Origin of the sequence: Pseudomonas luteola NBRC 103146 (assembly GCF_002091675.1) — a bacterium.
Lineage (GTDB): Bacteria > Pseudomonadota > Gammaproteobacteria > Pseudomonadales > Pseudomonadaceae > Chryseomonas > Chryseomonas luteola.
The window spans coordinates 1-21,050 of the sequence record NZ_BDAE01000017.1 but is presented as its reverse complement, the minus strand read 5'-3'; the positions used below and the strand labels follow the sequence as shown (position 1 = coordinate 21,050).

21 protein-coding genes are annotated in these 21,050 nt (G+C 53.0%); 7 read left to right on the top strand and 14 right to left on the bottom strand.

The window, feature by feature from the left end; genetic code table 11:
• Nucleotides 1-39: 39 nt before the first annotated feature.
• Genes PLU01S_RS17210 through sdhC form a run of 4 tightly spaced genes read right to left on the bottom strand, consistent with a single transcriptional unit; the run spans nucleotide 40 to nucleotide 3,280 of the window.
• Nucleotides 40-744: a succinate dehydrogenase iron-sulfur subunit gene (locus PLU01S_RS17210; protein ID WP_010797804.1), complete on the bottom strand. Its 705-nt coding sequence runs from the start codon at nucleotides 742-744 to the stop codon at nucleotides 40-42.
• Between the two features lie 11 nt (nucleotides 745-755).
• The gene (gene sdhA / locus PLU01S_RS17205) at nucleotides 756-2,528 is read right to left on the bottom strand and encodes a succinate dehydrogenase flavoprotein subunit (RefSeq protein ID WP_074827374.1); all 1,773 of its coding nucleotides are present in this window, start codon (nucleotides 2,526-2,528) and stop codon (nucleotides 756-758) included.
• A gap of 3 nt (nucleotides 2,529-2,531) precedes the next feature.
• Complete coding sequence (sdhD, locus tag PLU01S_RS17200) at nucleotides 2,532-2,900, bottom strand: succinate dehydrogenase, hydrophobic membrane anchor protein (RefSeq protein WP_010797802.1); 369 nt, start codon at nucleotides 2,898-2,900, stop codon at nucleotides 2,532-2,534.
• A complete protein-coding gene (gene sdhC, locus PLU01S_RS17195) occupies nucleotides 2,894-3,280 on the bottom strand; it encodes a succinate dehydrogenase, cytochrome b556 subunit (protein WP_010797801.1) in 387 nt (128 codons plus the stop codon). The genes sdhD and sdhC overlap by 7 nt, the downstream gene beginning before the upstream one ends.
• A gap of 340 nt (nucleotides 3,281-3,620) precedes the next feature.
• Here sdhC and gltA point away from each other — a divergent pair, with 340 nt between their 5' ends.
• Nucleotides 3,621-4,904: a citrate synthase gene (gene gltA / locus PLU01S_RS17190; protein ID WP_010797800.1), complete on the top strand. Its 1,284-nt coding sequence runs from the start codon at nucleotides 3,621-3,623 to the stop codon at nucleotides 4,902-4,904.
• A gap of 101 nt (nucleotides 4,905-5,005) precedes the next feature.
• Here gltA and PLU01S_RS17185 read toward each other — a convergent pair whose 3' ends face one another.
• The 9 genes from PLU01S_RS17185 to ppsA all read right to left on the bottom strand — a co-directional run bounded on the left by PLU01S_RS17185 (nucleotide 5,006) and on the right by ppsA (nucleotide 13,247).
• The gene (locus tag PLU01S_RS17185; protein ID WP_074827376.1) at nucleotides 5,006-6,061 is read right to left on the bottom strand and encodes an OmpA family protein; all 1,056 of its coding nucleotides are present in this window, start codon (nucleotides 6,059-6,061) and stop codon (nucleotides 5,006-5,008) included.
• A gap of 104 nt (nucleotides 6,062-6,165) precedes the next feature.
• Nucleotides 6,166-6,750 (bottom strand): RNA polymerase sigma factor SigX, encoded by a 585-nt coding sequence (sigX, locus tag PLU01S_RS17180; protein ID WP_019365377.1) that lies wholly within the window; start codon nucleotides 6,748-6,750, stop codon nucleotides 6,166-6,168.
• 79 nt (nucleotides 6,751-6,829) lie between these two features.
• Complete coding sequence (locus PLU01S_RS17175) at nucleotides 6,830-7,654, bottom strand: mechanosensitive ion channel family protein (RefSeq protein WP_074827380.1); 825 nt, start codon at nucleotides 7,652-7,654, stop codon at nucleotides 6,830-6,832.
• A 2-nt stretch (nucleotides 7,655-7,656) separates the two neighbouring features.
• Nucleotides 7,657-7,905 carry a hypothetical protein gene (locus PLU01S_RS17170; protein ID WP_010797796.1) on the bottom strand — a complete coding sequence of 83 codons (249 nt, stop codon included), beginning with the start codon at nucleotides 7,903-7,905 and terminating at the stop codon, nucleotides 7,657-7,659.
• A gap of 55 nt (nucleotides 7,906-7,960) precedes the next feature.
• Entirely contained in the window at nucleotides 7,961-8,962 is a 1,002-nt protein-coding gene (locus PLU01S_RS17165; protein ID WP_074827382.1) for a zinc transporter ZntB, read from the bottom strand.
• 20 nt (nucleotides 8,963-8,982) lie between these two features.
• Nucleotides 8,983-9,474, bottom strand: coding sequence for a ribonuclease E activity regulator RraA (gene rraA / locus PLU01S_RS17160; protein ID WP_074827384.1), 492 nt, complete (start codon nucleotides 9,472-9,474; stop codon nucleotides 8,983-8,985).
• 20 nt (nucleotides 9,475-9,494) lie between these two features.
• Nucleotides 9,495-9,794, bottom strand: a complete 300-nt coding sequence (locus tag PLU01S_RS17155) for a Rieske (2Fe-2S) protein (RefSeq protein ID WP_010797793.1) — start codon at nucleotides 9,792-9,794, stop codon at nucleotides 9,495-9,497.
• Between the two features lie 58 nt (nucleotides 9,795-9,852).
• Nucleotides 9,853-10,821, bottom strand: a complete 969-nt coding sequence (locus PLU01S_RS17150; protein WP_074827386.1) for an alpha/beta hydrolase — start codon at nucleotides 10,819-10,821, stop codon at nucleotides 9,853-9,855.
• 56 nt (nucleotides 10,822-10,877) lie between these two features.
• Nucleotides 10,878-13,247: a phosphoenolpyruvate synthase gene (ppsA, locus tag PLU01S_RS17145; protein ID WP_074827387.1), complete on the bottom strand. Its 2,370-nt coding sequence runs from the start codon at nucleotides 13,245-13,247 to the stop codon at nucleotides 10,878-10,880.
• A 206-nt stretch (nucleotides 13,248-13,453) separates the two neighbouring features.
• Between ppsA and ppsR the strand changes: the two genes are divergently transcribed.
• The 6 genes from ppsR to PLU01S_RS17115 all read left to right on the top strand — a co-directional run bounded on the left by ppsR (nucleotide 13,454) and on the right by PLU01S_RS17115 (nucleotide 19,511).
• A complete protein-coding gene (gene ppsR / locus PLU01S_RS17140; RefSeq protein WP_010797790.1) occupies nucleotides 13,454-14,272 on the top strand; it encodes a posphoenolpyruvate synthetase regulatory kinase/phosphorylase PpsR in 819 nt (272 codons plus the stop codon).
• Nucleotides 14,273-14,391: 119 nt separating this feature from the next.
• On the top strand, nucleotides 14,392-14,913 hold the full coding sequence (locus PLU01S_RS17135; protein ID WP_051370192.1) for an ATP-dependent zinc protease family protein: 522 nt from the start codon (nucleotides 14,392-14,394) through the stop codon (nucleotides 14,911-14,913).
• Between the two features lie 16 nt (nucleotides 14,914-14,929).
• Nucleotides 14,930-16,465, top strand: coding sequence for an osmotic stress tolerance membrane protein RloB (gene rloB / locus PLU01S_RS17130; RefSeq protein ID WP_074827389.1), 1,536 nt, complete (start codon nucleotides 14,930-14,932; stop codon nucleotides 16,463-16,465).
• Between the two features lies 1 nt (nucleotide 16,466).
• A complete protein-coding gene (locus PLU01S_RS17125) occupies nucleotides 16,467-17,459 on the top strand; it encodes an alpha-L-glutamate ligase-like protein (RefSeq protein ID WP_074827390.1) in 993 nt (330 codons plus the stop codon).
• A 4-nt stretch (nucleotides 17,460-17,463) separates the two neighbouring features.
• Entirely contained in the window at nucleotides 17,464-18,867 is a 1,404-nt protein-coding gene (gene pabB / locus PLU01S_RS17120; RefSeq protein WP_074827393.1) for an aminodeoxychorismate synthase component I, read from the top strand.
• A gap of 23 nt (nucleotides 18,868-18,890) precedes the next feature.
• Nucleotides 18,891-19,511 carry a phosphoadenosine phosphosulfate reductase domain-containing protein gene (locus PLU01S_RS17115; RefSeq protein WP_074827395.1) on the top strand — a complete coding sequence of 207 codons (621 nt, stop codon included), beginning with the start codon at nucleotides 18,891-18,893 and terminating at the stop codon, nucleotides 19,509-19,511.
• Nucleotides 19,512-19,564: 53 nt separating this feature from the next.
• Here PLU01S_RS17115 and PLU01S_RS17110 read toward each other — a convergent pair whose 3' ends face one another.
• On the bottom strand, nucleotides 19,565-20,860 hold the full coding sequence (locus tag PLU01S_RS17110) for an MFS transporter (RefSeq protein WP_074827397.1): 1,296 nt from the start codon (nucleotides 20,858-20,860) through the stop codon (nucleotides 19,565-19,567).
• Nucleotides 20,861-21,050 lie beyond the last annotated feature (190 nt).

The following is a 21,050-nucleotide window of genomic DNA, read 5'->3' as shown; positions in this document are numbered from 1 at the left end:
GACAAAGGATTCTGTTCCTTTGTCGGTGCAAATCGCTAATTAAGTACCGCTCTGAAGCAGCATGCTACGCACATGACCAATTGCTTTCGTTGGGTTCAACCCCTTCGGACATACCGTCACGCAGTTCATGATCGAACGGCAACGGAAGACACTGAAGGGATCGTCCATGGCAGCAAGACGCTCCTGAGTATGCGTATCACGGCTGTCAGCCAGGAAACGATAGGCTTGCAGCAGCGCAGCAGGGCCCAGGAACTTGTCAGGGTTCCACCAGAACGACGGGCAAGACGTAGAGCAGCAGGCGCACAGGATGCACTCGTACAAGCCATCAAGCTTTTCGCGCTCTTCAGGTGTTTGCAGCCGCTCGATAGCTGGCGCAGGCGTCTCGTTTTGCAGATAGGGCTGCACCTTCTCGTACTGCTTATAGAAGATGCTCATATCGACCACGAGGTCACGGATGACAGGCAGACCCGGTAAAGGACGAACAACCAGCTTGTTACCTTTTACAACGCTTGAAAGCGGTGTAATACATGCCAAGCCATTCTGGCCATTGATGTTCATACCATCGGAGCCGCAAACACCCTCGCGGCAAGAGCGACGGTAAGAGAACGTAACATCCTGTTCTTTGATCAAGGCCAGGATGTCAAGAACCATCAGATCCTTACCACCGGTCTCGATCTGAAATTCCTGCATGAAAGGAAGTTCATCCTTTTCAGGGTTGTAGCGGTAAACACTGACTTGCAACATAACGGCAAACCTCAGTATGTACGAACTTTAGGTTCGAACGTAGGAACTGTCTTCGGAGAGAAATTGACAGCGCGCTTGGTAACACGCTTGTCTTCTGGGAAGTACAAGGTATGGCAGAGCCAGTTCTCGTCGTCCCGCTCTTCAAAATCTTCGCGAGCATGCGCTCCACGACTTTCCTTGCGGGTTTCCGCTGCAATAGCAGTGGCTTCAGCAACTTCCAAAAGGTTCTGTAGCTCGAGTGCCTCGATACGGGCCGTGTTGAATGCCTGGCTCTTGTCTGCAATCTTCACGTTGGCGATTCGCTCGCGCAGCTCGGAAAGCTGTGCGATACCCTTCTGCATGTATTCGCCCGTACGGAATACACCGAAGTAGTTCTGCATGCAGCTCTGAAGCTCTTTGCGCAGAGGCGCTACGTCTTCTCCAGTGCTGCGTTCGTTGACACCAGAAATGCGAGCCAGGGAGTGCTCGATATCACTGGCGCTGGCGTCGCGATGCTCAACACCTTCCTTCAATGCTTTTTCCAAATGCAGACCCGCTGCGCGACCAAAGACAACAAGGTCAAGCAGAGAGTTACCACCCAGACGGTTTGCACCATGAACCGACACACAGGCTACCTCGCCCACGGCGAAAAGCCCTTCAATGATCTTATCATTGCCGTCGGTATCCTGAGTGATTGCTTGTCCATGAATATTGGTAGCGATACCACCCATCATGTAATGGCAGGTCGGAATAACAGGAATAGGTGCCTTGACCGGATCAACATGCGCGAATGTTTTGGACAGCTCGCAAATGCCTGGCAAACGACCGTGAAGTACTTCTTCACCCAGGTGATCCAGCTTCAACAATACATGATCGGCGTCTGGGCCACAGCCGTTGCCTGCAATGATCTCTTTGATCATGGACCGAGCAACAACGTCTCGTCCAGCCAGGTCTTTGGCATTAGGCGCATAACGCTCCATGAAGCGCTCGCCATGCTTGTTGATGAGGTAACCACCCTCACCACGGCAACCTTCGGTTACCAGCACGCCCGCACCGGCAATACCGGTTGGGTGGAACTGCCACATTTCAATGTCTTGAACAGGCACACCTGCACGCAATGCCATACCGATACCATCGCCGGTATTGATCAGCGCGTTGGTAGTAGAAGCGTAAATACGTCCAGCACCGCCGGTGGCCAGAACAGTGGCTTTCGAACGAATGTAAACGGTCTCACCCGTTTCGATGCAAACTGCAATGATCCCAACGATGGATCCATCCTGGTTTTTTACCAGATCGACTGCATACCACTCATTCAAGAAGACGGTATTGTTCTTCAGATTGTTTTGATAAAGGGTATGCAACAGCGCATGACCGGTACGGTCAGCCGCAGCACACGTACGCGCCGCCTGGCCGCCCTTACCATAGTCCTTGGACTGCCCACCGAATGGGCGCTGATAGATACGGCCTGTTTCAGTACGGGAGAACGGGAGGCCCATGTGTTCCAGTTCGAAAACCGCTTCGGGACCCACAGAGCACATGTACTCGATGGCATCTTGGTCGCCAATGTAGTCCGACCCCTTTACAGTGTCGTACATATGCCAGCGCCAATCGTCATTCGGGTCAGCCGATGCGATGGCACAGGTAATACCGCCCTGAGCGGATACGGTATGGGAACGAGTAGGGAAAACCTTAGTAACAACAGCTGTCTTGTGACCTGACTGGGCCAACTGCAGCGCTGCACGCATGCCTGCGCCGCCGCCACCTACGATGATGGCGTCAAAAGAAAGAGTACGAATACTGGACATGACTCACACACCCCAAAGAATCTGTACGCCCCACACAAAGAAGGCGAACATGGCAACACCACACACAGCCTGGAACAGGAAACGCACTGTCGTGGCGCCCTTACCCAAGGCCATAGGGGTCAGATAATCGGTAGAGATGGTCCACATGCCTACCCAGGCATGAACCCCAACCGAAACCAAGGCGAGCAAGCTGAAGATTCGCATCCAGCCGTTGCTATACAGCCCATGCCACTGCTCAAACGACATATCGGGGTGAAGCACGACATATCCAAGTAAGAAAAGCGTATAAATCGCAAGAATTACTGCGGATACGCGCTGAGCCATCCAGTCATAGAGACCTGAGCGCGAGAAGTTAGTGACGCTAGTTACCATATCCAGACCCCCACCAGAACGATCAGCACCGCAGATACAATCAATACGATCTGAGAGCCCAATTTGCCGCCTTGCAATGTTTCACCGGCACCCATGTCCATAATCAAATGGCGCACGCCTGCTACTAGGTGGTACAGCAATGCGGACAACACGGCCCAGATCACGAGCTTGACCAACGGATACGCCAGGAACGCTTTCACACGAGCAAATCCATCCTCAGAACTCAGCGACAGGTCGAGCCCATAAAGCAGCGCAGCAAGGCCGATGAAGAGGATAACGCCGGAAATTCGGTGAAGGATCGAGGTGTAAGCTGTGATAGGGAGTTTTATGGTCCTGAGGTCTAGATTTACAGGTCGTTTACTATTCACGGCTTCTTTCACACTGAGAGCCCAAAGTTGCCGGGCTAGTTATTGGGAATTGCTTTAATAGACATCCATTACTGGATTGACAACCGCGCTGGAGAGGCACACAGCCTGAGGCGGTCGGCCATGAAGTATAGACAGTTAGGCTGCTCATGACAACGCACCAATTCCATACAAATAGACTAATGTCGCTGCCCTAAACGGCGCTCAATAGTGTAAGTTATGAGCACGTTTGAAACCTAAGTAATAATTGGCGCAATATGTTCGTAAATTGACTTTCAAATGATTGCCTCTATAGTGGCCCTGGCCCTGCGTGGGGGTTGTATAAATGATTTCAAGCATAAATAAGGAGGCCTTAATGGCTGACAAGAAAGCGCAGCTAATCATTGAGGGCGCAGACCCGGTACAGCTGCCCGTAATGTCTGGAACCCTCGGACCTGATGTGGTCGATGTTCGTAATCTTACGAATGCTGGCGTTTTCACGTTCGATCCAGGCTTTATGTCGACGGCCTCCTGTGAATCGAAAATCACCTACATCGATGGTGATAATGGGATCCTCTTGCACCGCGGCTATCCCATTGAACAACTGGCAGAAAAGTCCGATTACCTTGAGACTTGTTACCTTTTACTAAAAGGTGAATTGCCTAACGAAGAACAAAAGCAGAACTTTGTAAGCATCATCAAGAACCACACCATGGTTCATGAACAGCTCAAGACGTTCTTCAATGGCTTTCGTCGTGACGCTCACCCAATGGCCATCATGTGTGGCGTAGTGGGCGCACTTTCCGCTTTCTATCATGACTCCCTGGATATCCAGGACCCGCATCATCGTGAAATTTCGGCCATGCGCCTGATTGCCAAGATGCCAACCCTGGCCGCCATGGTTTACAAGTACTCCATGGGTCAGCCAATGATGTATCCCGATAATCGCCTGGGATACGCAGAAAACTTCCTTCATATGATGTTCAATACACCCTGCGAAATTAAGCCGGTCAGCCCGGTTCTCGCAAAGGCAATGGACAAAATCTTTATTCTGCATGCCGACCACGAGCAAAACGCCTCCACCTCGACAGTTCGGCTGGCAGGCTCCTCGGGTGCAAACCCATTCGCCTGCATTGCAGCCGGCATTGCAGCGCTTTGGGGCCCCGCTCACGGCGGAGCAAACGAAGCAGTATTGCGAATGCTGGATGAGATTGGCGATGTCAGCAATATTGATAAGTTCGTCGCCAAGGCCAAGGATAAGAACGATCCATTCAAGCTAATGGGCTTTGGCCATCGTGTTTACAAGAACTTTGACCCTCGCGCCAAAGTTATGAAACAGACATGCGATGAAGTTCTTGCCGAACTTGGCATTAATGATCCTCAGCTTGAACTTGCTATGCAATTGGAGGAACTTGCGCGCAAAGATCCTTACTTCATTGAAAGAAATCTTTACCCCAACGTCGACTTCTATTCAGGCATTATCCTAAAAGCAATCGGCATACCCACCAGTATGTTTACTGTGATCTTCGCCCTGGCCAGAACAGTAGGCTGGATCTCTCACTGGCAAGAAATGCTTTCCGGCCCCTATAAGATTGGTCGTCCTCGCCAACTTTATACCGGCCCAACCAAGCGCGATATTAATCCGATTAATAATCGTTAATAAAAAAGCCCCGAAAGGGGCTTTTTTATTGCTTTAGCAAGCACAAATTAAAAAGCCCGCATCTTACGATGCGGGCTTTTTATTAGACAGCAACTAATTAATTACTGCTTAGCTTGAGCTTCAACTTCAGCTTCTACGCGACGGTTAACGGCACGACCAGCTTCAGTGGAGTTGTCAGCTACAGGACGGCTCTCACCGTAACCTACAGCATTCACGCGATTGCCAGAAACACCGTACTGGTTAACCAGAACGTTACGAACTGCGTTTGCGCGACGCTCAGACAGACGCTGGTTGTAAGCATCAGTACCAACAGAGTCAGTGTGACCTTCTACAGTAGTAGAAGTCTGCGGATACTGCTGCATGAAGTCAGCCAGGTTCTTGATATCGCCATAACTCTCAGGCTTCACAACAGCCTTGTCAAAGTCGAACTTCACGTCCAGCTCAACGCGAACAACTTCTGCAACAGCCGGGCAACCGTTGGCATCAACAGTTACGTTAGCCGGAGTGTTCGGGCACTGGTCGACGTTATCGCAAACGCCATCGTTGTCAGAATCGGTGCACACATCAGCAACCGGCTCCGGTGCTGGTGCAGCTTCCTGACGACGGGAAGAACCACCGAAGTTCACACCCACACCTACGACAGCAGACCATTCACCCTGGTCATCATCGATGTTGTAGTTGCCTTCCAGGCCACCGCGAGCGTACAGGTTCTCGGTGAAGTAGTACTTCAGGCCCGCACCTACGTTTGCGAACGTAGTGTGGTTGCGGCCGTGATGGTCAGCATGCGCATCAGTCAGGGACTGGTGAGCGAAACCGCCAGAAACGTAAGGACGCAGACCTACACCAGGAGTACCCCAGTGGTAGTAGGCATCAAGGGCAGCCAGGCTACCGTGAATCTTTTTGTGACCTTCATCGTGGTCGCCACGTACGTCGTGGTACTCACCATAGGACAGCGCCAGCTCGACGTCGTCAGTCAGGAAGTAACCCACCGAACCGCCATACAGGTTGGCATTGCTCATGTCACGCTGGCTGTCGGTGAAGTAGCGCTTGCCAAACAGCTCGCCCTCTACTGCGCCTTGACCCTGAGCCATGGCGCTCAGAGAAGAAGCGGCGACCAGGGAGCCAATGACGACGCCTAAGGTGCTCTTCAATTTCATCCTATGTATCCCCATCTTAATGATATTAGTGTTCCGGCAATCTCCGGATGCTTTGACAACAAGTTATTCAGAAGTTCATAAAAAACAGTGGACTATGGTGTTACCTAGCCCTCAACTTCTGCTGCGAACTTGTCACGCAGCTTATCCAGTGCCCGCTTATAACGCATCTTGGTCGCACTGAGCCCCATGTGCATGATGTCTGCAATTTCCTGGAACTCAAGCTCCGCCACAAAGCGTAACACCAGAATTTCTCGATCAATCTGATTCACATGGGCTAGCCAGCGATCCAGACCACCCCGCTCTTCCAACTTTGGCGCTTTTTCATCCGAAGCTTCTTCGATCGGCTCCAGACTCAAAGCATCTACCAGACGACGCTTACGACGCTCCTTCCGGTATTGGGTAATGCACTCATTGTACGTAATGCTATAGAGCCAGGTCTTAAACTTTGACTTGCCCTCAAAGTTCTTAAGTCCATACAGCACCTTCAGCATGACCTCCTGACAGACATCATCTGCATCTCGGTCGTTCCCCAGATAGCGTGCGCATACATTGAACAGCGTACGTTGATACCGCCGCATCAGTTCTTCGTAGGCACGCGTCACATGGAACAACTCGGTATGTGCGCGCTGAACCAGCTCCTCATCAGTGAGCTGGCGGGGGTCATAGGCTGTAGACAAGGTTTCGTTCAAAGCGGACGGTGCCGGACTGCCGTTCAGTGGGCGGCATGATATCCGTCTCACAGCTCGCTGTCGGCAACTTTTTCACTTGTTAGCGAGCCTTTACACGCTGATCAAGAAGGCGCTTGTTTGAAACCGATATCAATTCATCGTCCGCGGTAAGCAGCAACGTTTTCACCGTACCGATCTCTTCGATAACGCCTTCAACCTCATCAATTTGTACGAATTGCCCGACCTCGAAAATTTCTCGCACATAGATTCCAGCCAGGATCTGAGCGACCAGGTCGCGACTGCCCAACCCCAACGCCAGTGCGGCTGCCAGACCAAGTGATGCCAACACGATTGCAATAACGGTATTGAGTAGCTCAGTCTTTATTTCAAGCTGGCCGATGGCTACAGAAATGCTGATGATAATAACCAGCGCCTGGGCAACGCGCCCAAGGCCTGCGGAATAATCCAGCCCAACACCTTCAGCCGCGCCATGCACGATTCCATTGACCAGCTGCGCCAGCAGCACGCCTATGACTAGAACCAGAGCAGCGCCAAACACTTTGGGCAAGTACAAGGCCATGACATCAAGCGTAGACGAAACGCGCTGCAGGCCAAGCGACTCTGCAGCCGATACCAGAAAAACCAGCAGAATGAACCAGTAGACGATGCGACCGATCAATGTACTGACAGGAATCTTGATCCCAACCCGGGCCAACATCTTGGTAAGACCAGTCCCGGTCATCAATCTGTCCAGGCCTAGCTTGGCCAGGAGCCTGGAAAGAAGATGATCAAGCAGCTTCGCAAAAAAGAATCCGAGAATAACAACCAGCAAAGCCCCCAGAAGATTGGGAATGAAGCCTGCCACCTTGCTCCATAGGGTTGTCATCGCGGACAGGAGGCTTTGCGTCCAGATATCAAATTCCATGATTACTCGGCTTGTTTGTTAGAAGAACGGGAGCTACGAGAAGAACCACGTACAGGCTTGACGTGCCCCGAGCCATTATTGATAGCCATGAGGACGGCGGATCCCCAACGCCCCATCAGCCCGAACAGATCACCTGCACCCACCTGCCGATTGGCAGTCTTCAGGACGCGATCCAGTCTGTCGTAATCCGTCGGAGCCTCGGCTCCCGACTTGAGCATATCTTTTAATGATTCTTCGAAAGGATCTGGCATAGCGCACCCCTCGCCACTTTCATGCTAGACGGTCGTCCAAAACAGCAAGTCACACTTACAACCACCGCAACCGCCTGAAGAGCCACCACTGAAAGATAGCAATAAGCAGGATGGCACCGCATGCCACAACAAAGCCCATCGAGAATGTCGACCCGGGAATGCCGCCCACATTCATACCAAGCAGACCCGTTACAAAGCTCATGGGCAGGAAGAATCCGGTAATGATGGCAAGCAGATACATGGTCCGATTGGTCCGCTCAGCCACACTGCGCTGCTCGACCTCCTGCAAGAAGCTGACTCGCTCTCGCATAAGCTCAAGCTCCTCCAGATTCCGCGTCAGGCTATTATGAAGCTCACTCCAGTACTCGGCCTCTCCTCCGGCTACCAGCCAGGCTGGTTTCTGGCGCGACAGATCGAAGTAAATGTCGCGCTGAGGAGCCAGATAACGCTTGAGGCTAGCGACGCGCTTGCGCAGACCCAGGATCAGGCTGTGCTCGGGCAGGTTTGTTTCATCTTCTTCTACCCGTTCCTCCATTTCATCGAGCTGTTCAGCAAGCTCAACGACCAGCGTATCGACCCGGCTTGTCATGTAAGTAGCCAGTTGAAGGATAAGCGACCGCGTGTTTTCAGCCCCTATTCCCTCCTCGAGATCCTCTTGGATTTCAGCTGCCGCCTTGAGGGGACGCAAGCGAAGAGAAATAACGCGCTGGGCATCCACATAAACACGCAGCGATACCATATCCTCGGGAACAGCGTTGGGGTTCAGGTTCACGCCGCGTAGAAACAGGAGAAGGCTCTCGCCGATCAAGGGAACGATACGAGGACGGGTGGCCTCTTCCAGAAGAAGATCACAGGCAAACTCATTGAGTCCGCTGGACTGACGAAGCCACTGCTGGGCCTCAGGTACACTTCGGTCCCAATGCAACCACAGGGTTTCGTCGGGCTGCAGGTCAAGAATATCGAGCTCGTTGCGCTGAATCCGGCGGGCACCACCTCGTCCATTCAATACATAGCCATATACGAGGCCGCGTTCGTTACCGCTTTCGTAATCCTGCATTCCAGATTCTCGTTACTCTTTCATTCGCCTGGCATCTCAAGCCGCTGCGAGGAGACGATAATGCCGTTGTTATCAGCGTACAGATAATGGCCAACTTCAAAAGTGACCCCGCCAAACACAAGGGGTATATCGCGCTGCCCTACTCCACGCTTTTCGGATTTTCTGGGATGCGAAGCCAGTGCTTGGATACCTAGGTTGGTCTCAGCCAGCACATCCACATCCCGGACGCATCCGTAAATCACGATACCAGCCCATCCATTGGCTGCTGCTTTTTCAGCCAGCATATCGCCCAGAAGCGCACAGCGCATGGACCCACCGCCGTCCACGACCATGACCTTTCCCGAACCGTCTTCCTCGACCCGCTCCTTTACATACGAATTATCTTCAAAACATTTGATGGTGACAATTTGCCCACCAAACGAGTCGCAGCCACCAAAATTACTAAACAATGGCTCTACCACTTGTATCAGGTCGGGATAGGCATCACAGAGATCAGGTGTGACGTAGCGCATATGAGGCCTCTCTCGAGACGTTAAAGGTCGATACCGATACGATCCCGCTCATAGGCAGGATTGAGCAATTTCAACTCAGGACAGTTGGCGTTGACTGCCTTGCCTGTGTGCACATCGAACTCAAAGCCATGCCTGGGACATCGTATCGAGTCCGAGGTTAAGGCGCCCTGAAACAGTGAAGCGCCCTGATGGGGACACCTGTCTTCAAAAAGGATATGTTTGCCCTCGATGACCATCAGTACGATTGGCAACCCCTTGATCAGGAAGCGCTGACGATATCCTTCCTCAAGATTCAATAACCTTTCAAGCGGCACGAACATGGGCTCTCCTAACGATATCGCCCGCTGCGCATTGGGCTCCTGAGTGAATCCAGGGCTACTATTCAGTCAGTTCGATACTAGGTGCAACATCCTGCTTTTGTGAAGCTTTTTCGATACTGGTCAGCCATTCTGAAATTAGCCCGCTAAAGTGCCGATGTGCTTCCCGTGCCATGAAAGGCGAGGCATGACTCATACCGTTTTCGCGGAAAAGAAGCTGACCTAGAGAGATGAAATCCTTATACTGCCCTCCGAAACGGTCAAACAGCATTCGGCACGCCTCAGCGCTCACCAGTGGGTCATTGGCAGCTGCCAGTCCCAGTACAGGTATTGAGAGCGAAGACAATCGCGTTAGCAGCCGGTCCCGCTCGGAGCGACTACTGCCCAGTGCACGCTCATCCTGAAGTGCCTTTAGCAGCACCTTTGGCTCATCCTCAGGACCAACGCCTACTCCATGGCCGGAAATAGTCGAGCGCATTTTTTCCCGCCACGATAGCAGCCCCCACAGACGGTCGGACGTGGCAACGCCCAACAAGCCCAGCGACTTGACTGAGCGCTCGGTCAGCCATTCGTTGAGCACGCCCAAAATAACCGCAAGCCCGCCCTGCCCGTGCCCTATCCAGTGACCCGGCAACCCCGATTGCTCCTCTACAAAGGCTGCAATTGCTGGAAGGTCATAGCTTGCATAGTCAGATAATTGATTGCTCACATACTCCAGGTTGCGTGGTGAGCAGCCATGACCGCGCATCTCGGCAATCCAGACGTCGAATCCGGCATCGACAAGTTCGACACCCAGCCCAGTACCGCTCGCGGAATACCACGTAAAACGATTACCAAAGGCACCATGAATGAGGATAACGGGAGGTCTGTAGGGCGCTTGCCGGTTCAGCCGCCCAAGGCGTGTCAGAGACAGTTCAACACTAAGGTCTGAGCTATTGTTGGGCTTGAGAAGGTACACATCTTCGGTTAAATCCCCGTATAACTCGGCGCGCACGAGCGCAACAGGGAAAAGCTGGCTACTGCTTTGCATAATTACCGTTACATAAAAAGGCGGGGTTAACCCCCGCCTGTGAATGACGCGCTATTTTAAGCCTGTCCCTCGGCCAAGAAGAACCATGTATCAAGCACGGAATCCGGATTGAGCGATACGCTTTCGATTCCCTGATCCATCAGCCACTTGGCCAGGTCAGGATGATCGGACGGGCCCTGACCGCAAATACCAATGTATTTACCGGCCTTGTTACAAGCCGCGATGGCCTGAGCCAGGAGCTTCTTGACGGCTGGATTACGCTCATCGAAAAGATGAGCAATGATGCCAGAATCACGATCCAGGCCCAGCGTCAATTGAGTCATGTCATTAGAGCCGATGGAGAAACCATCGAAATACTCAAGGAACTCTTCAGCCAGAAGCGCATTGGAAGGCAGCTCGCACATCATGATCACGCGCAGGCCATTTTCGCCACGCTTGAGCCCGTAGGTCCCCAACAGATCAACTACCTGGGAGGCCTCTTCAAGAGTACGAACGAAAGGAACCATAAGCTCGACATTGGTCAGACCCATTTCATTACGCACTTTTTTCATGGCACGGCATTCAAGCTCGAAGCAGTCGCGGAAAGACTCGCTGATATAGCGAGAAGCACCACGGAACCCGAGCATCGGGTTTTCTTCTTCAGGCTCGTACAGTTTGCCACCAATGAGGTTGGCGTACTCGTTGGATTTGAAGTCGGACAGGCGGACAATGACCTTTTTGGGCCAGAACGCTGCAGCCAGCGTGCTAACACCCTCGACCAGCTTTTCGACGTAAAAGCCTACCGGATCGCTATAGCCAGCCGTACGCTTGTCGACGTTTTCCTTGATATCCAGCGGCAGACTGTCGTAATTGAGTAGCGCCTTGGGATGCACGCCGATCATGCGATTGATGATGAACTCAAGGCGCGCCAGTCCAACGCCTGCATTGGGCAATTGGGCGAAGTCGAATGCTCGATCTGGATTTCCTACATTCATCATGATTTTGAATGGCAGATCAGGCATGGCATCTACCGAGCTTTGACGGACATCGAAGCTCAATTCACCTTCGTAGATCAGGCCCGCGTCACCCTCTGCGCATGAGACGGTTACGACCTGCCCATCACTAAGGCGCTCGGTTGCATTGCCACACCCCACTACAGCTGGAATACCCAGCTCACGAGCGATGATTGCTGCGTGACACGTCCGGCCGCCGCGGTTGGTGACGATAGCGCTGGCGCGCTTCATGACCGGCTCCCAGTCGGGATCGGTCATATCGGAAACCAAGACATCGCCCGGCATGACGCGATCCATTTCGGAAACATCACGGATGACCTTGACCGGGCCTGCACCGATACGCTGGCCGATCGCACGCCCTTCAACAATGACCTGCCCCTTTTCCTTGAGCAGGTAGCGCTCCATTACTGTTGCACTGGCACGGCTCTTGACGGTCTCGGGGCGCGCCTGAACGATATAGAGCTTGCCATCATCTCCATCCTTGGCCCACTCGATATCCATCGGGCGACCATAATGCTTTTCAATGATGAGTGCCTGCTTGGCAAGCTCGGTGACCTCATCATCGGTAATGCTGAAGCGTGCACGCTCGGCAGCCTCAACATCGACGGTTTTGACAGAGCGCCCCGCCTTGGCTTCCTCACCATAAATCATCTTGATAGCCTTGCTACCCAGATTACGGCGAAGGATTGCAGGCCGCCCCGCCTCCAGCGTGGACTTGTGTACGTAGAATTCATCAGGGTTGACGGCACCCTGGACAACGGTCTCACCCAGGCCATAAGCACCTGTGATAAAGACCACATCCCGGAAACCCGACTCGGTGTCCAGTGTAAACATCACGCCTGCCGCCCCTGTTTCGGAGCGAACCATGCGCTGCACCCCAGCCGATAGCGCGACGAGCTTGTGATCGAAGCCCTGGTGTACGCGGTAAGCAATGGCCCGGTCGTTGAACAGCGATGCAAAGACCTCTTTGGCCGCTCGGATGACGTTGTCTACACCGCGTATATTCAGGAACGTTTCCTGCTGACCGGCAAAGGAGGCATCCGGCAGGTCTTCTGCCGTAGCGGAAGACCGCACGGCAACCGCCAGATTGTCATTTCCTGCCGACAGCTGTGCGAAGGCCGTTCTGATCTCAGTATCCAGACGAGCCGGAAATTCGGCGTCCATGATCCACTGCCGGATTTCGGCGCCTGTTTTAGCCAACGCGGTAACATCGTCGACATCTAACGCGTCCAGAGCGGCATGGATACGGTCATTAAGCCCGCTTTGCTCAAGGAAGTCCCGATAGGCCTGTGCAGTAGTAGCAAAACCGCCAGGAACCGAAACACCCGCACCCGCCAGGTTGCTGATCATCTCGCCAAGGGATGCGTTTTTGCCGCCCACTTGCTCAACATCGTGCACCCCGAGTTTATCCAGGGAAACTACGTACTCGTCCAAGGTGATCTCTCCATATTTGTATTTGTGGGAAAGCTCGTACGCAACTGGCACGTTCACACTGGGTCTTTATTCCAGAATCAGTAGAATTCGTTTTATCGACTGGCTACAGGCGCCAAGTACTTTTAAAAAAGTGCCAGTCTTCCAGCAGCCTTTACGAAGCACCTTACGATAAAATCAAAAACCACTGTCTCGGGAGTTTCACCCTGATGAAACGAACCGCCTTCTTTATTTCCGACGGTACCGGCATTACTGCCGAAACCCTCGGCCAAAGCTTACTCGCTCAATTCGAGAACATCAGCTTTACAAAACTGACCCGGCCCTATATCGACACCGTGGAAAAAGCCCGGGCCATGGTACAGCAAATCAACAACGCCGCCGTGTCAGACGGTGCGCGCCCCATTATTTTCGACACCATCGTTAATCGGGAAATACGCGCGATTCTCGACCAGTCGAATGGGTTCATGATTGACATCTTTTCCACTTTTTTATCCCCGCTTGAGCAGGAGTTGTGTGCTGAATCGTCATATTCGGTCGGTAAATCACACTCCATGATGCATAACGCCAATTATATGCAACGTATCGAGGCCGTGAATTTTGCTCTGGAAAACGACGACGGCGCGCGTACGCAACACTACGACAAGGCTGATTTGATTTTGGTCGGTGTCTCCCGGTGCGGCAAAACGCCCACCTGCCTTTATATGGCGCTCCAGTTTGGAATTCGAGCAGCGAACTATCCTTTAACCGAGGAGGACATGGAGCGCTTGCAACTGCCTGCCTCGCTCAAGGCACAAAAGAACAAACTGTTTGGTCTGACAATCGACCCTGACCGCCTATCGGCGATTCGGCACGAGCGCCGGCCCAATAGCCGATATGCCAGTTTTGCCCAGTGCGAGTTTGAGGTCCGGGAAGTAGAAAGCCTGTTCCGACGTGAAAATCTTCCGTCTATTAATTCAACCCATTTCTCTGTTGAGGAGATCGCCGCCAAGATTCTGGTAGAGAAAGGTGTTGAGCGCCGCCTAAAGTGATACGTCGCGGCAGGCTTCACTGGTTTAGAAAGGGGCCCATGCTAGAATGCGCCCTTTTGACTGACGCACTGTGCCGGAAGCCATCCTCCGCTGGCACATGCCTGGCCTGCACTAGCTTGATGAAATCTTTAATTTATCTACTGTTTAGCGTGCCCCTGCTATGGAGCACCCTGTGCTTTTCAAGCGAGAAGCGAACGTATGGCCTGCATGAAAATGTGTATCTGCCGGAGCTAAATTTACACCTTAAAGCAAAGCTTGATACGGGTGCAGAAACCGCCTCCTTGAGTGCACACCGCATCCATCTATTTACCCGTAGCGGGGAGCGCTGGGTGCGCTTTTCTCTGGCTATTGATCAGGCCCATGACATTACGCTGGAGCGCCCTCTGCTTCGTGTAAGCCATATCAAGCGGCGGCATGCAGACCACACACCAGGGGTCGAACCCAAGATGCATACCAGTCGTCCCGTTATTCCAATGGTTATCTGCATGGGAAATGAGAGGCATACGATTGAGGTTAATCTTACGAACCGTAGCCACTTTGACTTTCCCTTGCTGATTGGCAGCAAGGCACTCAGGCGCTATGACGCCTTGATTGACGTCTCCCGCTCTTATCTGGCCGGTACTCCGGCATGCCCTATTTGAAAGTCGAGTAACCTGCATGCGCTCCATTAATTTGCATCTGAAGATTCTTATCACCGTTCTGGTTCTACTTGGCGTATCCATTACCGCCTACCAGATCTTTGGGCTGGGCATTCCGATCACTCAGGATGAAACGGATGAGTTATGGAGCATCGATGCCAAGGTTACGTTTACTGCCACACCCCACGTGCCCGTCAAAGTACAACTGTTCGTTCCCCCCTTGACGCAAGGCTACGTCAGCCTTAACGAGAGCTTTGTCTCCAATAACTACGGCGTTAACGTCAGCCGTATAGAGGGTAACCGACAGCTGACCTGGTCTGCACGACGCGCCAAAGGCGACCAGACCCTGTATTACCGTCTGGTTATGACCAAGCGTTTTGGAAGTGACAAGCCACGAGAAGAAAAAGGCCCGGTTACTCGAGACCCTATTGTTCTGCCGGAAGGTCCTGAGCGCCTGGCCGCTGAAGCCTTGATCGCGCCTATCCGCCAGCACTCAGCGGATGTGGAAACATTCATCAGCGAAGCCATCAGGCGCGTCAATAACGTCAATGACGACAACGTAAAGCTGTTACTCAATGGTGACACCAGTATCACTAAGCGTGCACAGACCGTCGATCTGCTGGTGTCGCTGGCACGTGTACCCCTGGAAAAGGTTCACACCCTGCGCCTTGTCGCCCACATTCAGCAAAATCCGGAACTCTGGCTGCGTAGCTATAACGGCAAGGACTGGATCTATTTCAATCCTGAAACAGGCGAGCGCGGTCTACCGTCCGATCGCATGATCTGGTGGAGCGGTGACGGTCAACTGCTGAACCTCGATGGCGGTCGTAAAGCGAATGTGACGTTCACGCTGGACAGCAGCCAGATGAATGCCATTCGCCTGGCTCAGCTCACCAATTCGAGTGTGGAGACGGCCTTCATGGATTATTCCCTGTACGGCCTACCCCTCCAGACCCAGCAGACCTACCAGACGATGATCATGATCCCGCTTGGCGTGCTCGTGATTCTCATACTGCGAAATCTTATAGGCCTGCAGACATTGGGAACCTTTACACCGGTTCTGATTGCACTGGCTTTCCGGGAAACCGGCCTGCAGTGGGGCATCGGTCTGTTCACCGTGATCACTGCACTGGGCCTTTCCCTGCGTTCCTACCTGGAACACCTCCGCTTGCAGATGCTGCCTCGACTGTCGGTTGTACTGACGTTCGTCGTACTCATGATTGCCGCCATCAGCCTGTTCAGTCACAAATTGGGATTTGAAAACGGCCTTTCGGTTGCGCTCTTCCCAATGGTTATTCTGACCATGACCATTGAGCGACTCTCGATAACCTGGGAGGAGCGTGGCGCCAACCATGCTCTCAAGGTCGCCATCGGCACGTTGTTCGCCGGCTCGCTGGCTTATCTTCTGATGAAAATCCCACCGCTGGTGTATTTCGTATTTACGTTCCCGGCCGTCCTGTTGATTCTGGTGGGCTTCATGCTGGCAATGGGTCGTTATCGCGGTTATCGCCTGACGGAACTGGTTCGCTTCAAGGCCCTGCTGAAGGAAGACTGACATGTTCGGTTTGATCAAAACATGGAAGGCCCTTTCGGCTCGAGGGATCATGGGTATCAACCGGCGTAATGCCGATTATGTACTCAAGTACAACAGGCGCAGCCTGTACCCGGTCGTGGATGACAAAATCCTGACCAAGCAGCGAGCAATCGAGGCAGGCATCCATGTGCCGGATTTATACGGGATCATCTCGACAGAGCACGACATCGGGAAGATCGATACGATTATTGAGAACCATCAGGATTTCGTCGTTAAACCCGCACAGGGGGCTGGTGGCGACGGCATTCTGGTCATTGCCGACCGCTTTGAGGGGCGATTGAAAACAGTCTCCGGCAAGATGGTTAGCCGTTCGGACATGGAATATCACATCTCCAGCATCCTCTCGGGTCTCTATTCACTCGGTGGCCATAGAGATCGAGTACTCATCGAGTACCGGGTCATCCCTGATGAGCTGTTTCGCAATATCAGCTATGAAGGTGTTCCGGACATTCGAATTATCGTCTTGATGGGCTACCCCGTAATGGCCATGTTACGCCTGCCTACACGCCAGTCCGGCGGCAAGGCCAACCTGCACCAGGGTGCCATTGGTGTCGGAGTGGACTTGGCAACCGGGCTTACGCTGCGTGGCACCTGGCTTAACGCCAAGATCGAAAAGCATCCGGATACCGCCCACCCCGTAGACGGCGTACAGTTGCCGGACTGGGACGGCTTCATGCGCCTGGCGGCTTCCTGTTATGAATTGTCCGGGCTGGGTTACATTGGTGTTGACATGGTGCTCGACAAAGATAAAGGACCTCTGATTCTTGAACTCAATGCACGGCCTGGCCTGAATATTCAGATTGCCAATGACAGCGGACTTACCTTGCGAGCTCAGGCAGTAGAGGCTCGTCTCGCCGAAATGCAGGCCCAGGGTATCGTTGAAACAGCGGAAGAGCGTGTAGCCTTTTCTCAACGATTATTCGGTCATGTCTCCTCATCTACCATAACTCGCTGAACACATGCTCACCTGCACACTTTATCCGCTTGACTACCAAGCAGATCCCGGTGATTTCTTCGAGCGCATCCGTAATGCGGAGGGTGCTATTCTGCTGGACTCCGGCAGACCAACGGCCACACGTGGACGATATGACCTGCTTAGTGCCTGGCCGCTGGAGCAGCTCACCCCTTTAGCGGAGGAATCAGGGCATTCGTTTTTCGCTCGGCTTCGCCACGCACTCGGCAGGCTCGGAGCGGCGAAGCTTCCCACCGAAGTAGATCTGCCCTTTGCAGGTGGCGTGATGGGTTATCTGAGCTATGATTTTGGTCGCCAGCTGGAGCGTCTACCGGCTCAGGCCCAAGATGATCTGATGTTGCCTGAGGCCAGACTGGGTCTGTATGGCTGGGCATTGATTAGCGATCATGAAAGACAGACCAGCCAGCTAGTATTTCATCCGATCCTGAATGCCGCTGAACGCTCGCGCTTGATTGATCTCTTCACGAGCCCGGTTACTCCAAGCCAGGATCAAACCTTTTGCCTGAAAATCCCATTCCAGGCGAATGTGACTAAAGAGCGCTATCGCGAACAAATCGAGCGAACCCAGGCTTATATAAACGCCGGGGACTGTTATCAGATCAACTTCACACAGCGCTTTCAGGCGCCCTGCTCTGGATCAGACTGGCAAGCCTACCGCACCTTGCGAGCCGCCTGCCCTACGCCTTTTTCCGGTTATCTGCCTATCCAGGGCGGTGCCATCCTCAGCCACTCACCTGAACGTTTCATTCAGGTGCATGACGGTCGGGTAGAAACACGCCCCATCAAAGGGACGCGACCACGCAGCCTGGACCCCGTACGAGACGCCGCCCTGGCGGATGAACTGCTGTCCAGTCCAAAAGATCGTGCCGAAAATGTAATGATCGTGGATCTTTTGCGTAATGACCTGGGACGCAGCTGCCGAATAGGCTCGGTCAAAGTCCCTGAGCTGTTTACATTGGAGAGCTATCCAAACGTGCATCACTTGGTGAGCAGTGTGACGGGTGAGCTTGCATCCGGTTGCGATGTATTCGATCTGCTGGCCGGAAGCTTTCCAGGCGGCTCAATCACCGGAGCCCCCAAGATTCGGGCAATGGAAATTATTGATGAGCTGGAGCCGACTCGCCGCTCCATCTACTGTGGCTCCCTGCTCTATATCGACGTGCGGGGCGAGATGGACAGCTCCATCGCTATTCGCAGTGTATTGATCAAGGACGGGATGGCCAGCTGCTGGGGCGGCGGTGCAATCGTCAGGGACTCGGAATGGCAAGACGAGTATGAGGAATCTATTGCCAAGGTACGAGTGTTATTGAACACCCTTGAGATGCATAGCCTGACGGATGCCGCTACGTCGTGCAGCCCAGACGGGGCTTTGTTACCATGTTCGTCTTGACTTATTAGCGTTGGAGCCTTGCCATGTCACTTGATCTGGACCGCATCAATGCCGAATTCGCCAATCAGCCTGAGCAGCTTGTTGCCTGGGCATTGGGTCTTGGCAAGCCGGCTATCTGCACGACCAATTTTCGTCCGTTTGAAGCGGTCATTCTTCACATGGTAACGCGCGTAAAGCCTGACATCCCTGTGGTGTGGATGGACAACGGCTATAATACCGAGGCGACTTATCGCTTCGCCGATGAGGTCGCCCGCGCACTTAATCTCAACTTGATTACTTATCTACCCAAGCGCTCTCGGGCCCATCGCGAAGCTATTGAAGGTCCTGCGCCTGGATTAGACGATCCACGCCATGAGGCCTTTACCGAAGAAGTCAAACTTGAGCCGTTTACCCGCGCACTGCGGGAAATGGCACCCAGCGTGTGGTTTACCGCATTGCGTGCAAGCGATACTGCAGTGCGTGCCCAAATGCAGCCGGTCAGCATCAACCAGGATGGCCTGATCAAGGTTGCCCCCCTGCTGAACTGGACCTCTAAAGACCTGTATCAATATCTGGTTGAGCACAATCTGCCAAACAACTTCGATTACTTCGACCCCACCAAAGGCGAAGAAAACCGTGAGTGCGGCTTGCATATCCAACACTGATAAAGCAAAAAGCCACTCATCAAGAGTGGCTTTTTTATGCAGCCTGCTGCTGCTCAGGAAGACGGGGCAGTCTTAAGCGCAAGGCGCCGCTCCAGCTGGTTATACACGACCCATGTCATCAAAAGACCTATGCAAAGTACTCCTGCCAGGAAGTACAAACCGGACGATAATGTCCCGGTATAGGTTTTAAGTGCGCCAATACCAAATGGCCCGATATAACCTCCCAGGTTCCCCACCGAATTGATCAGCGCAATGGCAGCGGCGGCACTGGCACCCGAGAAAAAGCGACCTGGTAGCGCCCAGAAGATTGCAGTGCAGGAAAACAGGCTGAAGGCAGCCAGACACAAAGCCCCCAATTGCAGTGCTGGTGCACTTAGGTAAGCACTGAAGAAGAAGCCTATGGCACCTAGCGTATACAGGACCGCCAGATGACCATAACGATCATTCAGGCGATCTGAACTGCGAGGAATAACCAAAAGACCAATAATGCCAAAGAGATAAGGAACGGACGAGACAAAGCCGGTCATGATGTCACTTCCGCCAAACTGATGAATCAGCGTCGGCAGCCACAAGCCCAAGCCGTAAATACTCAAGGTCACCGGCAGATAGAAAAGTGCCAGTAGCAGGACGCGCTTGTCCTTGAGTGCATGCAGTGGATTGCCATGACGTGTCTGGCCATATTCCTGCAAATCCTTTTCAAGTTCGTTTGCCAACCAGCGTTTCTCATCAGCCGATAGCCATTTCACCTTTGCCGGGCCATCTGGCAGAAAACGCAAGGTTGGCCATGCGAGCAATACTGCAGGCGTACCGATAAGAATGAACAGCCACTGCCAGCCATGCAGACCCATTATGCCTTCCATGCCTAGCAAGGCGCCCGAGAGCGGACCAGTCACCATCATGGCAATGGGTTGCGACAGGATGAAAAATCCCAGGATCTTGCCGCGGTGACGTATGGGATACCACTGCGTGATGTAGTACAGCACCCCAGGAAAGAATCCAGCCTCCGCAATACCAAGCAGAAACCGCATTACATAAAAGCTGGTTGGCCCCTGGATGAAGGCCATGCCAATCGTAATGGCACCCCAGGTAATGAGGATCCGTGCAAACCAGCGGCGCGCTCCAAAGCGAGTCAGGAACAGATTGCTTGGCACTTCGAACAGGAAATATCCGATAAAGAACAGTCCTGCCCCCATCCCATAAGCCGCATCGCTGATGCCGATATCTGCCCCCATATGCAACTTGGCAAACCCGACAGCGGAACGGTCCACGTAGGCTACAAGGTACAGCAGGATAAGGAAGGGAATAAGTTTGAGTGTGATGAGGCGGATCAGCCGCATTTCTGGGCTCATAGCCAAGTCTCCGATTGTTTTTGTTATGTACGGCTTGAGCATAGCAGCCGCACTGGTGATATGGACTATAAAGTAATACTTTTTACTCAACAACACTTCACATGAAAGCTTATTAAGTCTAAATTCGGATCAATACCTCCGTTTAGTATGACAAATAAGAGTTAACAACATGTCTGAGAAAAAAACCCAG